This window comes from Streptomyces sp. PSU-S4-23, assembly GCF_055632315.1.
Window position 1 is genome coordinate 5593090 of sequence record NZ_JBVMUU010000002.1, and the last position, 12883, is coordinate 5605972.

Below are 12883 nucleotides of genomic sequence, written 5' to 3' on the forward strand. Positions count from 1 at the left end.
ACGTGAACCTTTCTGCGAAACATGTGAGATCCGTCAGGTCTTCGAGACCTGTCGGGGAAACGAGGTGTCCGAGACGTGTCCGAGACCTGCGGGGGCTGCAAGATCCCTGAGAGGGAACAACGCCGGTGGGCGGAGAGAGGGGTCCGCCCACCGGGCCCCGCGAACGGATTCGTACGGACGGTCAGTGCTCGAGGCGGGCGACGGGCTTGGCGAGCATCATCAGCGCACCGGAGAGGAACGTGCCGACCGCGCCGACCCAGAGCGCCGCCGTACCGGTGCCCCATGCGGCCGCCGCTCCGGTGAAGAGGAAGCCGCCGAGGATGGTGCCGGGCTGGCTCATCGCACCGATGATCACCGTGCCGGTGCCGCGGCAGTCCGTCGGGTAGCACTCCCCCATGTAGAACATGATCGCCGCGTACGGGCCCACCAGGAAGAACAGCCCTATGGCGTAAGTGGCCACGATCAGTGCCGTGCTGGTGACCAGCGGGGAGAGCATCGCCGCGAAGGCCGCACCGGAGATCATCCACCCGATGACGATGGTCCGCTTGCGCCCGATGCGGTCGCCGAGCCAGCCGTGGAAGATGTATCCGAAGTAGGCGCCCAGGTTGATGACGATGAGCATCCAGAACGCGGTGCTCAGCTGCACGCCCTTGGCGTTGGCCAGGATGGAACTGCCCAGCACGCTGAAGATGTTGATGCCGAAGAAGTTCACGATCCACGCCAGCGAGAGCACGATCGTGTTCCTGCGCAGCTCGGGCTGGAAGATCCGGGCGATCGGGGCGCTGTCGGTGTGCTCCACCCCGTAGTCGGCGGCCAGCTCCTCGGCCTCGCGGGTCTTTCCCTCCGCCTTGAGCTTCGTCAGCTTCTGGTGCAGCTCGAACTGGGGGGTCTCGCGCAGTTTCTTGCCGATCGTGACGATCAGCACCACCGCGGGAAGGCTCGCCACCAGGTACATCGCGCGCCAGCCCATCGAGTCCAGCAGGATGAGCGCGAGAGCGCTGGAGAGCAGGAAACCGAGGGGCCAACCGCCCTGGACGATGCCGTACCAGAACCCGCGGCGCTCGCGCTTCTTCTCGTCCTCAGTGATCGAGAACACCTCGTTGAGGTAGGTCGCGTTCACCGACTGCTCGGAGAAGCCGAGGCCGCCGAGCGAGCGTACGCCGACCATGCCGGCGATGCTCGCCAGACCCATCTTCGCGGGGGTGAGAGCGGTCAGGACGGAGGCGACGGCGGTGCCGCCGATGGTGACCATCATGCCGCGGCGGCGCCCGAGCCGGTCGATGACCGGTCCGACACCGAAGGCGACGATCGCGGTGCCGATGGCGATGAGCGTGTTGACCAGGTAGGCGGTCGACGCGCTCCAGCCGAAGTCGTCCTGCATCACCGGAAGCAGGGTTCCGAACAGGCCGTAGTCGAAGACCGCGACGGTCCAGGCGAGGAGTGCCAGGATCATGGCCGTGTTGGTCTGCTGCCGGGTGAATGCCGGGAACTGCCGCCGTCGGCCTTCCGCCGGTGCCGTCTCGGGCGTGTCGCCCGTCGGTGAGACCATCTCGCTGCTCATCTGGCCTGGTCCTTCCATGGGTGACGGGCGGCGTAGTCGTCGGCGATCTGGTCGAACGTGACCCAGCGGACGCCCTCGTGGCTGTTGATGTGCTCGATAAGCCGCTCAAGCATGAGCAGCACCTGCGGACGCCCGGAGACGTCCGGATGGATGGTGAAGGTGACGGCCGCGTAGTCCATCTCCCGGTAGACCCAGTCGAACTGGTCCCGCCACATCTGCTCGATGTCCCGGGGGTTGACGAAGCCGTGGCTGTTCGGGCTGGCCTTGATGAACATCATCGGCGGCAGGTCGTCCAGGTACCAGTTCGCCGGGATCTCGATGAGTTCGGTTTCTTTGCCGCGGACCAGCGGCTTCATCCAGTCCTCGGCCCGGGCGCCGTAGTCGATCTTGGTCCAGCTGTCGCCGACCCGCACGCGGTAGGGCGTGAAGTCGTTGTGCATCAGCGAGTGGTCGTACTTGATGCCCCGTTCGAGCAGGAGCTCGTTGGTCACCGGCGAGAACTCCCACCACGGTGCGACATAGCCGGTGGGGCGGCGATCGGTGATCTCCTCGATCAGGTCGATGCAGCGGTCCAGGACCGCTGCCTCCTGCGTGCGGGTCATCGCGATCGGGTTCTCATGGCTGTAGCCGTGCACGCCCACCTCGTGCCCGCCGTCGACGATCTCGCGGAACTGGTCCGGGAAGGTCTCGATCGAGTGGCCCGGCACGAACCAGGTGGTCTGCAGGTCGTACTTCGAGAACAGCTTCAGCAGACGCGGCACCCCGACCTCGCCGGCGAACATGCCGCGGGAGATGTCGTCCGGGGAGTCCTCGCCCCCGTACGACCCCAGCCAGCCGGCGACGGCGTCGACATCGACGCCGAACGCGCACAGGATTTCCTTAGGCAAGGTCAACTCCTTCCCATAACCCGGCCACCGTGGCCGGGAGTCGTGAGTCCAGCGGCTGGGATCAGCCGGTGGTGTAGGCGGCCAGTGCTTCCCGCGCCACACGCGGGTCGGCGTGCACTCCCAGGAGTGCCGCGAGGAGCACGCGGGCCTGGGGCGGGCGCAGCACCCCGGTGGGGACGGCGCCCGCAGCGAGGAGGTCGGCGCCGCCGCCGTTGCCGTAGATCGAGGCGACGGGCCCGGCGGCGACCCGCGTGGACGTGGCCACCACGATTCCGGAGGCGGTCAGTTCGCCCACCGCCTCGCAGATCGCTTCGTTGGCGTTGCCGGCCCCGGTGGCCTCCAGCACGATGCCGCGCGCACCCGCGGCGGCGAAGGCATGCAGGGCCGTCGCATCCGCGCCGGGGTAGCACGGGACGATGTCGACACGTGCGCGGGAAGGGTCCATGGCCGAAAGGTCCAGTCGCAGCCGCGGACGCGGCGCCCGTGAGACGTGGACGGTGCGGCCGTGGACCCAGCCGAGCAGCCCGCCGTCGGGGGAGGCGAACGTGCTGGAGGCCAGGGTGTGGCTCTTGCGCGTACCTCCTGCCGCGAACACCGAGCCGTCAAAGACGATCAGCGTGCCCATGCCCCGGCTCGACGGCTGCGCAGCCACCGTGATGGCGTCGGAGAGGTTGCGCGGGCCGTCGCTGTCCGGGGCGTCCGCGGGCCGCTGAGCGCCGGTGAGCACCACCGGACGGTCGTCGTGCAGGAAGAGGTCGAGGAAGAGCGCCGTCTCCTCCGCGGTGTCCGTGCCATGCGTGATCACCAGGCCGTCGACGTCCTCCTCGCGCAGATGCCTCCGTGCCCGCAGGGCGAGCGTCCGCATCCGCTCCAGGGTCATCAGGTAGCTGCCTATCCGGAACACGTCGTCGACGCGGACCCGGACCTCATCGGCCACGGCCAGCCGCTCCACCAACTCGGCGCCACCGGCGCGTGCGACGGCTCCGGCCGTGCCGTCGCTCCGGGTGGCGATCGTGCCGCCGGTCGCGAGCACCGTGACGGTCCGCACCGATACCTCCAAGTGTGTCCCGGTCTTCTCTGACCGATATGTCCGCGCTAACGTTTGCGCCGAACGATTGCGCATATAAAATGCGACCTGGAGGCACCCGTCAAGGGATCGGGGGGAAAATGTTGTCCGGCCGAGAGGGGAAGACGGGGAATGGTCGAGGGTTCTACGGAGGGGTCGCTTCCGCACAAGGACGCCGCGGGCCGGGCTACGTTGCGCACGGTCGCCGAGCTGGCCGGAGTCCATGTGTCGACGGTTTCCCGGGTCCTGAACGGGACGACAGGCACCGGGGTCCGTATGGCCGGCCGGGAGACCGCCGACCGGATCCGGCGCATCGCGGAGGAGGTCGGCTATACGCCCAATCCGCACGCGACGAGCCTGCGCACCCAGCGCAGCAACCTCGTCGGGGTGCTGGTCCCGCGGCTCGTCGACATGGTGCTGGCCACCATCTACGAGGGCATCGAGGAGGCATGCGCGTCGTCGGGGTTCTCCGCGTTCGTGGCCAACACCGGCGACGACCCGGTGGCGCGGCGTCAGCGCACCGAGATGGTGCTCGCCCGCCGCGTGGACGGGATGATCTTCGGCGATGCCGACATGGACGGGCGCTTCCTGAACGAAGTGGCCAAGCGCGGTGTCCCGTTTGTGCTGGTCTCACGGCGCGCCGGCTCCCACCCGTCGGTGACCTGTGACGACTACCGGGGCGGCCAGCTGGCCGCCGAGCACTTCCTGCAGCTGGGTCACCGGCGGGTCGCGGTCATCGCGGGTGAGCCGTACGCCAGCACCGGCATCGACCGCACCGCCGGCTTCCGGGACACCTTCGCCGCAGCGGGGATCAAGGTGCCGGCATCCAGGATCGTGCACTCCCGCTTCGACACCGGCGGAGGCCGAGAGGCCATGCAGCGGCTGCTGGCCGGGCGCACCAGGCCCACCGCGGTGTTCGCCGTCAACGACTTCGCCGCGATCGGCGCCATGGGGGCGTCGTGCGACGCGGGACTGACCGTCGGCACCGACATCGCGGTCATCGGGTTCAACGACGTACCGCTCGCGGGGTCGCTGCCCGTCGGCCTGTCGACCATCCGGTCCCCCATGCACGACATGGGTGTACGTGCGGTCCAGCTGCTCATGAGGCGACTGGCGGGCGAGGACGTCGAATCCGAGAGGCTGCCGCCCGCCCTGGTCGCCCGTGCCTCGACACTGGGCTGAGGCCCAGGAGTCGTCACGGCACGGCCCGGTTCTCGTACCTCCGCATGTGCAGAGCGGAGTGCGTGGCCGGTGGTGCCGTCACCGTGACCGCGGCCGGAGCACGCCGTCGACGAGCCGGGTGACGCCCAGAGGGTTGTCGGCGCGCAGTTCCTCGGGCAGGAGGGCGTCGGGGAACGACTGGTAGCAGACGGGCCGGAGCCAGCGTTCGATCGCCAGGGTCCCCACGCTGGTCGTACCGGGCGAGGAGGTCGCGGGCCACGGGCCGCCGTGCACCATGGCATGGCAGACCTCGACTCCTGTCGGCCAGCCGCCCCAGAGGATCCGCCCCGCTCGCTCCTCCAGGACCGGCAGGACCCGCCCGGCCGTCTCCAGGTCGGCGTCGGTCCCGTGCAGGGTGGCCGTCAACTGCCCCTCGACGTGCTCCAGCAGAGCAAGGAGCCCGTCGACCCCGGACCACCGCACGACGAGTCCGGCGGCGCCGAAGACCTCGCTGGAGAGGTCCTCGTGGGCCAGGTAGGTCGCCGCGTCGCATTCGAGGACCACCGGGCCCGGCGCGTACGGGCTCTCACCGGGCGGGCCCTGCGCCACCACCGAGACACCGTCGGTGGCCGCCCACCGCGCCGATCCTCCGGCGCAGGCGTCCGCGATGCCCGGGGTGAGCATGGGCTGTCCCGCGGTGCCGGCCACAGCCCGGGCCACGGCCGTGCGGAAGGCGTCGCCGGCAGCGCCCGCCGGCAGGAACAGGAGGCCCGGATTCGTGCAGAACTGGCCCGCGCCGCTGGTCAGCGACGCCACGTACGCCGCGGCGAGTGGCACGGGATCGGCCAGGGCCCCGTCGAGGATGACGACGGGATTGACGGACGACATCTCGGCGTAAACGGGAATGGGCACAGGCCGGGCGTTCGCCGCCTCGACCAGCGCGGTCCCGCCGGTCCTGGAGCCGGTGAATCCGACGGCCGTGATCCGCGGGTCGCTCACCAGCGTCCGGCCGACCTCGGTGCCGCGGCCGACCAGCAAGGAGAAGACGCCGGCGGGCATGCCGGTGCGCTCGGCGGCAGCGGTGACGGCACGGGCCACGAGTTCGCATGTGCCCGGATGAGCCGGGTGCGCCTTGGCGACGACCGGACAGCCGGCGGCCAGAGCGGACGCGGTGTCACCGCCGGCGACGGAGAAGGCCAGCGGAAAGTTGCTCGCGCCGAAGACGGCCACGGGGCCGAGGGGGATCTTGCGCAGGCGCAGGTCCGCTCGGGGGAGCGGCCGGCGCTCGGGAAGCGCGGTGTCGACACGGACATCGAGTGCGTCTCCGCTTCGGACGAGGTCGGCGAACATGCGCAGTTGCCCGCAGGTGCGTGCGCGTTCGCCGGTCAGGCGGGGAAGGGGCAGCCCGGTTTCGCTCGTCGCGAGCCGGAGGAGGTCGTCGCCCAGCGCCTCGATCTCCTCCGCGCAGGCGTCGAGGAACGCGGCCCGCCGGTGTGCGGGCAGGGTCCGGTACTCGCGCGCGGCGGAGGCGGCCCGCTCTGCCGCCCGCGCGACGTGGTCCGGTGAGGCGTCCCGCAGCCGAGGGCCCCGGGGCTCGCCCGTGGCCGCCACGGTGGCGCGCCACGCCTCGCCCTCACCGGGGACGTCACGGCCGGCCACGATCGAGTTTCCGGTCGGATTCACAGGGCCTCACCCTCGCTCAGGTCTCAACAAGGTCACACCGGAGTCGGCGTTGTCTTCAGGTCGATCAGGTGTATAGCCTAAGCAATGTCATGTGACATTGCACAGAGGAGGAGTCGGTGACCCTGAAGGTCGTCGTCGTGGGCGCGGGCGTCGTCGGCGCCGCGTGCGCCTTCCACGCCGCCTCGGCGGGCATGGACGTCACGGTCGCCGACCGGGGACCCGTCGGTGCCGGGACGACGAGTCGCGGGGAGGGCAACGTCCTTCTCTCCGACAAGGAACCCGGTCCCGAACTCGACCTGGCGCAGCTGAGCCGCAGGCTGTGGGACGAGGCCGGCGAGGAACTGGGGCCGGACTCCTTCGAACTCGAGCCCAAGGGCGGCCTGGTCGTCGCGAGCACCACCGACGGCCTCGCGGCGCTCCGGCGGTTCGCCGCGCGGCAGGAAGCGGCCGGCGTCCGCATCGAACCGATCGGTCAGGTGCAGGACCTCGAACCCCACCTGGCTCCCGGGATTCCCGGCGGCGTCCACTACCCGCAGGACGCCCAGGTGCAGCCGGTCCTGGCGGCGGTCGCGCTGCTGCGTGCCGCCGTGCGGCGCGGCGCGCGCCTCCACACGGGTGAGGTCGCCGCCGTGGTGACGGGCCGGGACGGCCGGGTGACGGGCATCCGGACGACGGCCGGCGCCGTCCTGCCCGCCGACGCCGTCGTCAACGCCGCCGGGACATGGGGAGGCGAGGTCGGCCGCCGCCTCGGTACGCCCATCGAGGTGCTGCCACGCCGTGGCTTCGTGCTGGTGACCGAACCGCTGCCGCCGATGGTCCGGCACAAGGTCTACTCCGCCGACTACGTCGCCAATGTCGCCTCGTCCGACGCCGGACTGGAGACCTCGTGCGTCGTCGAGGGCACACGCGGCGGCACGCTCCTCATCGGCGCCAGCCGGGAACGCGTCGGCTTCGACACGACGATGAACACCGCCGTGGTCGCCAGGCTCGCGGCACAGGCGTGCCGGCTGTTCCCCTTCCTGCGCGGAGTCCATCTGATCCGCGCCTACCGGGGCTTCCGGCCGTACTGCCCGGACCATCTGCCGGTGATCGGCCCCGACCCGCGGGTCGCGGGGGTCGTCCACGCGTGCGGTCACGAGGGCGCGGGGATCGGTCTCGCCCCGGCGACCGGCGCGCTCGTGACGGCCCATCTGCTCGGCCGCCCCTGGCGCGGCGCCGATCCGGCGGCGCACACCGGCCTGCTGCCCGACCGCTTCCTCGTCCCCGGAGGTGCGCAGAAGTGAGCGAGATCATCGTTGATGGCGAACCCCTGCCGTTCGTCGAGGGACAGACCCTCGCCGCGGCCCTGGTGGCCGCGGGCCGGGTCGCCTGGCGCACCACCCGTGTGGCGCACCGCCCGCGCGGCGTCTTCTGCGGGATCGGCGTCTGCTTCGACTGCCTTGTGACGGTCGACGGAGTCGGCGGGCAGCGCGCCTGCCTGGTACCGGCCCGTCCGGGCATGACCGTCACGACCGGGGAGGGTGACGATGAGTGAGTCGGCGGACGTCGTCGTCGTGGGCGCGGGCCCGGCCGGCATGGCCGCGGCGGCCACCGCTCTGGCCGGTGGGCTGCGCGTCGTGCTGGTGGACTCCGGCACGGCCCTCGGCGGCCAGTTCTGGCGGCACCCGCCGGAGCACGCGCGATCGCTGATCCGGACCGAGGACCTGCATCACGCACTGCGCACGTACCGCGCCCTGTGCGAGGCGTTGTCGGCGGGCCGGGCGGCGGGACTGCTCGATCTGCGCCTGGCGCACCATGTGTGGTCCCTGGTCCGCGACGACGGCGGATTCGAGGTCCACGCGGTGGACCGGCGCGAGGCGCCCTCGGAAACCGCGGTGGTCCTGCGCGCGCCGAGGGCCCTCGTGGCGACCGGCGCCTACGACCGCCAACTCCCTTTCCCCGGCTGGGATCTGCCCGGTGTGCTCACCGTCGGCGGCCTCCAGGCACTGCTCAAGGGCGGCGGGGTCGCGGCCGGGAGCCGTGTGGCGCTGGGCGGTACCGGCCCCTTCCTGCTGCCGGTGGCCGCCGCCCTCGCGGCGCGCGGGGCCGAGGTCGTCGCGGTGTGCGAGGCGGCCGGCCCGTCGGCGTGGCTGCGGCACCCCGGTCCGCTGCTGCGCAACCCGGCCAAGTGGGCCGAGGCAGCCGGGTACGCCGCCGCGCTCGCACGCCACGGCATCCGGGTCCGCCCGCGCACGGCGATCGTCGGGGCGGAGGGCGGCGACCGGGTGACATCGGTCCGGATCGCCTCGCTGGCGCCCGACGGCAGCCCGCGCCCGGGCACGGAACGACGGGTCGAGGCCGATGCCGTCGGCGTCGGCTGGGGTTTCGCACCGCAGCTCGACCTGCTCGTCCCCCTCGGCTGCGAACTCACCGACTCGGCTGACGGCAATGCCGTCGTCGCCGTCGACGACGGGCAGCGCACCACCGTTCCGGGGCTCTACGCGGCGGGCGAGGCGTGCGGAGTGGGCGGGGCGGCACTCGCGGTGGGCGAAGGGCGCCTTGCCGCAGAGTCGGTCCTCACCGATTCGGGCGCCGCGCCGGTGCTGGGGAGAAGGCGCCTGGCCGCGGTGCGGGCAGCGGTGGCCGGACAACGTGCCTTCGCCCGGGCACTGGGTCTTGCCCACCCGATCCCCCGGGCATGGTCCTCGTGGCTGACCGACGAGACCGTCGTGTGCCGCTGCGAGGAGGTGACCGCCGGCGCGGTCCGGGCCGCCGTAGCCGACGGCGGCGCACGTGATCACCGGCAGGTCAAGCAGCTGACCCGGGCCGGTATGGGCTGGTGCCAGGGGCGGATGTGCGGACCGGCCGTGCACTGCCTCACGGCACGGAACCGGGCCTACGTGCCCGCGGAACGTCTCGTCGCGACGCCCGTCACGCTCGGTGCGCTCGCCGAGCTCGATGAATGACCGCCGAAAAGGACGGACAACAGTGAAGACCGACAAGGAGTGCTCATGACCGAGACCCGAAAGCCCTGGCACGGCGTCATCGTGGCGACGAGCCTGCCGTTCAACGAGGATCTCACGATCGACTTCGGCGCCTACGGAGACAGCGTCGCCTGGCTCGCCGAGCAGGGGCTGCACGGTGTCGCGCCGAGCGGGTCGCTCGGCGAGTACCAGACGCTGACGTACGAGGAGCGCGACCGCGTCGTCGAGACGGCCCTCGCGAACGCCCCGGACGGGTTCACCGTCATGCCGGGTGTCGGCGCCTACGGCGGTCGCGAGGCCAGGCGGCACGCCCGGTTCGCCAAGGACGCCGGCTGCCAGGCCGTCATGTGCCTGCCGCCGAACGCCTACCGCGCCGACGACCGCGCGATCCTCGAACACTACGAGCTGGTGGCCTCCGCCGGCCTCCCCGTCACCGCGTACAACAACCCCATCGACACCAAGGTCGACCTGCGCCCGGAGTTGCTGGCCAAGCTGCACGCCGAGGGCTTCATCGTCGGGGTCAAGGAGTTCTCCGGGGATGTCCGGCGCTGCTACGAGATCGCCGAGCTGGCGCCCGGCCTCGACCTCATGATCGGCACCGACGACACCGTTCTGGAGGTCGGCGTCGCCGGCGCCAAGGGCTGGGTCGCCGGCTATCCGCAGGTCTTCCCCCGCGCCTGCCTCGCGCTGTACGAGGCGTCGGTCGCCGGTGACCTCGGCACGGCCCTGCCGCTCTACCGTCAGCTGCACCCGGTGCTGCGGTGGGACAGCAGGACGGAGTTCGTCCAGGCCATCAAGCTCGGACAGGAGATGACCGGCCGACGCGGTGGCCCCTGCCGTCCGCCGCGGCAGCCGCTCACCCCGGAGACGCAGGCGGTCGTGCGCGCCGCCACCCAGGCCCTCATCGACGCCGGGGTGAGCTGACGATGCGTTCGGCCGTCTGTTACCACGCCGTCGACTCCCACACCGAGGGCATGCCGACCCGGGTGATCACGGGTGGTGTCGGCGTCCTTCCAGGGGCGACGATGTTCGAGCGGCGGCAGCGGTTCGTCGCGGAACGCGACGACCTGCGCACCCTGCTCATGTGCGAGCCGCGCGGCCACGCGTCGATGTCCGGGGCGATCCTGCAGCCCCCGACCCGGCCGGACGCCGACTACGGCGTGCTCTACATCGAGGTCTCCGGCTGCCTGCCGATGTGCGGGCACGGCACCATCGGCGTGGCGACGGTCCTGGTCGAGACGGGGATGGTCGAGGTCGCCGAGCCGGAGACCCTGGTCCGGCTGGACACACCCGCGGGGCTGGTCACGGCCCGGGTGCGGGTGCGTGACGGCCGCGCCGAATCGGTGACCCTGGAGAACGTCGCGTCGTACTGCCACGCACTCGACCAGGTCGTCGACGTCGAGGGGTTCGGGCCGGTGCGGTACGACATCGCCTACGGCGGAAACTTCTACGCCATCGTCCGGCTGGAGGACCTCGGCATCCCCTTCGACCGGGCCGAGAAGCAGCGGCTGCTCGACGCCGGGCTGTCCCTCATGACCGCGATCAACACGCAGAACCCGGTGGCCCACCCGGAGAATCCCGAGATCAATGTGTGCCACCACGTGTACCTGGAGGCCCCCGGATCGACCGCGGAGCACTCCCGGCACGCCATGGCGATCCACCCGGGCTGGTTCGACCGGTCGCCCTGCGGCACGGGTACCAGTGCCCGCATGGCGCAGCTGCACGCACGAGGGCAGCTGACGGTCGGGCAGGACTTCGTCAACGAGTCGTTCATCGGCTCCCGGTTCGTCGGGCGCGTACGCGGCGAGACGACGGTCGGGGGCCGGCCCGGCATCCTGCCCTCCGTCACCGGACGCGCCTGGATCACCGGAACCGCGCAGTACATGCTCGATCCCTCGGACCCCTACCCGGCCGGCTTCACCCTCTGAGAGACCTCGTATGCCGCCGGCGCGGCATACGGGATGGCCGAAAAGTCACACATCCATCACGGGGCCCGGCAGGTCTCCCGCCCCACGGCACCAACCGCTATTGTCTGTGCAATGTCACACATTACAAATGCGTGGCATTGTGCGGTCGGAGTCATGCGTCCATCACGAGTTCCGGTGGGCTCCGAATCCGCGAGAACCCCTTCCCGTCCGCCCGATTCGCACAGCGCGGAACGTGCGCACGACGGGAGCGCAGGGCGAGTTGCGCGTCCATCACAAGTGCCGCGCGGCTCTCCGCCCGTGCGAACGGCGAACGACTATCCGTGCAATGTCACACCTTGCAGAGGGGCGTCGCATTGCCACAGCCGGGGAGCAACCCCGGCCACCGGATGATCCGCCCGTCGGCGGACCACGCGAGACGGAGTAAGGCATGACCACTATGCGTCGCGGAACCATGGCGGCGGCAGCCATGGCACTCGGGCTCACCCTCACCGCATGCGGTGATCTCACCCAGGACGGTTCACGAAGCAGCGACTCGGGCACCATCAAGCTCGGCATGCTCACGCCGCTGACCGGCAGTTCGGCGGCCATCGGCCCGTACATGAAGGACGGTGCCCAGCTCGCTGTCGACGAGATCAACGCCAGGGGCGGGGTCGACGGCCGTAAGCTCTCCCTCACGGTCGAGGACGAGGCGTGCGACCCGAAGACGGCCGCCGCGGGAGCCGCCAAGCTCGTCAGCGCCGGCATCGTCGTCTCCGTCGGCGGCTACTGTTCGTCGGCGACCCTGCCGACGCTCGGCATCTTCGACAGGGCGCACATACCGGTGATCATCCCGGCGGCCAACTCCGCCGACCTGCTGAAGGAGCGGCGGGGGAACGTCTTCCTGATCAACGGCACCGGTATTCAGCAGGCCGAGGCGGCGTCGGAGTTCATCAAGGCGGAAGCCGGCAGGGGTGTCGCCCTGATCGACGACAACACGTCGTACTCCACCGACATCACCGCGCGCACCGGGGACCAGCTGGCGCTGGCCGGCGTCAAGGTCGCAAGCCGCCAGTCCGTGACCGCGGGAGAGTCGGACTACTCCGGAGCCGTCAACGCCGTGCTGGACTCGAAGGCGGACTTCGTCTACTGGACCGGCTACTACCAGGAGGGCGGACTGCTCATCAAGCAGCTCAGGGCCGCCGGGTACAAGGGCGGGATCATGGTCGCGGACGGCTCCGTCGACGGCAAACTGATCAAGATCGCGGGCCGGAAGAACGCGCAGGGCGTGTTCGCCACGATGACCCAGACGCCGCAGACCATCCCCGACGGTCAGTCGTGGGTCGCCAAGTACAAGAAGAAGTTCGGCTCCGAGCCCGGCCCGTACTCGACACAGTCCTACGACGCCGTGCGTGTCGCCGCGGAGGCGGTCAGGAAGGCCGGTTCCACCGACGGCAAGGACCTGGCCGAGGCGCTTGCGCGGATCGACGGCTTCAAGATCTTTTCGGGCCCGCTGAAGTTCACCGTCCAGCACACGCTGAGCGGGGGCGGCTTCGACATCCTCGTCGTCAAGGACGACGACTTCGTCCTGAACAGGTGACGCCGGCCGGGTGGTCGGCGGACGCCGGCCGGCCACCCGCGTGTCGCCGCTCGCCCTC

At 71.0% G+C, this 12883-nt stretch carries 11 protein-coding genes; 7 read left to right on the plus strand and 4 right to left on the minus strand.

Annotated elements, in window-relative coordinates:
• Positions 1-181 precede the first annotated feature (181 nt).
• From ACZ79I_RS25690 to ACZ79I_RS25700, 3 genes are all read right to left on the minus strand, one after another.
• Positions 182-1561: an MFS transporter gene (locus ACZ79I_RS25690; RefSeq protein WP_471499825.1), complete on the minus strand. Its 1380-nt coding sequence runs from the start codon at positions 1559-1561 to the stop codon at positions 182-184.
• Positions 1558-2448, minus strand: a complete 891-nt coding sequence (locus tag ACZ79I_RS25695) for a polysaccharide deacetylase family protein (RefSeq protein WP_471499826.1) — start codon at positions 2446-2448, stop codon at positions 1558-1560. Before ACZ79I_RS25695 ends, ACZ79I_RS25690 begins: the two co-directional genes overlap by 4 nt.
• Positions 2449-2509: 61 nt before the next feature.
• A complete protein-coding gene (locus ACZ79I_RS25700; protein WP_471499827.1) occupies positions 2510-3496 on the minus strand; it encodes an asparaginase in 987 nt (328 codons plus the stop codon).
• Between the two features lie 150 nt (positions 3497-3646).
• Here ACZ79I_RS25700 and ACZ79I_RS25705 point away from each other — a divergent pair, with 150 nt between their 5' ends.
• Positions 3647-4696, plus strand: a complete 1050-nt coding sequence (locus ACZ79I_RS25705; RefSeq protein WP_471499828.1) for a LacI family DNA-binding transcriptional regulator — start codon at positions 3647-3649, stop codon at positions 4694-4696.
• A gap of 78 nt (positions 4697-4774) precedes the next feature.
• Here ACZ79I_RS25705 and ACZ79I_RS25710 read toward each other — a convergent pair whose 3' ends face one another.
• Positions 4775-6337: an aldehyde dehydrogenase (NADP(+)) gene (locus ACZ79I_RS25710; RefSeq protein ID WP_471505215.1), complete on the minus strand. Its 1563-nt coding sequence runs from the start codon at positions 6335-6337 to the stop codon at positions 4775-4777.
• 143 nt (positions 6338-6480) lie between these two features.
• On the opposite strand from ACZ79I_RS25710, the gene ACZ79I_RS25715 reads away from it, so the two are divergent.
• From ACZ79I_RS25715 to ACZ79I_RS25740, 6 genes are all read left to right on the plus strand, one after another.
• Complete coding sequence (locus tag ACZ79I_RS25715) at positions 6481-7641, plus strand: NAD(P)/FAD-dependent oxidoreductase (RefSeq protein WP_471505217.1); 1161 nt, start codon at positions 6481-6483, stop codon at positions 7639-7641.
• Positions 7638-7892, plus strand: a complete 255-nt coding sequence (locus ACZ79I_RS25720) for a (2Fe-2S)-binding protein (RefSeq protein ID WP_471499829.1) — start codon at positions 7638-7640, stop codon at positions 7890-7892. The genes ACZ79I_RS25715 and ACZ79I_RS25720 overlap by 4 nt, the downstream gene beginning before the upstream one ends.
• Positions 7885-9303 carry an FAD-dependent oxidoreductase gene (locus ACZ79I_RS25725; protein WP_471499830.1) on the plus strand — a complete coding sequence of 473 codons (1419 nt, stop codon included), beginning with the start codon at positions 7885-7887 and terminating at the stop codon, positions 9301-9303. The genes ACZ79I_RS25720 and ACZ79I_RS25725 overlap by 8 nt, the downstream gene beginning before the upstream one ends.
• Before the next feature lie 45 nt (positions 9304-9348).
• On the plus strand, positions 9349-10245 hold the full coding sequence (locus ACZ79I_RS25730; RefSeq protein ID WP_471499831.1) for a dihydrodipicolinate synthase family protein: 897 nt from the start codon (positions 9349-9351) through the stop codon (positions 10243-10245).
• 2 nt (positions 10246-10247) lie between these two features.
• Positions 10248-11249 carry a proline racemase family protein gene (locus tag ACZ79I_RS25735; RefSeq protein WP_471499832.1) on the plus strand — a complete coding sequence of 334 codons (1002 nt, stop codon included), beginning with the start codon at positions 10248-10250 and terminating at the stop codon, positions 11247-11249.
• 427 nt (positions 11250-11676) lie between these two features.
• On the plus strand, positions 11677-12825 hold the full coding sequence (locus ACZ79I_RS25740; protein ID WP_471499833.1) for a branched-chain amino acid ABC transporter substrate-binding protein: 1149 nt from the start codon (positions 11677-11679) through the stop codon (positions 12823-12825).
• The last annotated feature ends 58 nt before the right edge of the window (positions 12826-12883 follow it).

What these genes read in the sequence shown, in the direction of transcription:
- ACZ79I_RS25690 (WP_471499825.1), bottom strand. Translation starts at nt 1,561, where the DNA reads ATGAGCAGCGAGATGGTCTCACCGACGGGCGACACGCCCGAGACGGCA.
- ACZ79I_RS25705 (WP_471499828.1), top strand. Translation starts at nt 3,647, where the DNA reads ATGGTCGAGGGTTCTACGGAGGGGTCGCTTCCGCACAAGGACGCCGCG.
- ACZ79I_RS25725 (WP_471499830.1), top strand. Translation starts at nt 7,885, where the DNA reads ATGAGTGAGTCGGCGGACGTCGTCGTCGTGGGCGCGGGCCCGGCCGGC.
- ACZ79I_RS25730 (WP_471499831.1), top strand. Translation starts at nt 9,349, where the DNA reads ATGACCGAGACCCGAAAGCCCTGGCACGGCGTCATCGTGGCGACGAGC.
- ACZ79I_RS25735 (WP_471499832.1), top strand. Translation starts at nt 10,248, where the DNA reads ATGCGTTCGGCCGTCTGTTACCACGCCGTCGACTCCCACACCGAGGGC.
- ACZ79I_RS25740 (WP_471499833.1), top strand. Translation starts at nt 11,677, where the DNA reads ATGACCACTATGCGTCGCGGAACCATGGCGGCGGCAGCCATGGCACTC.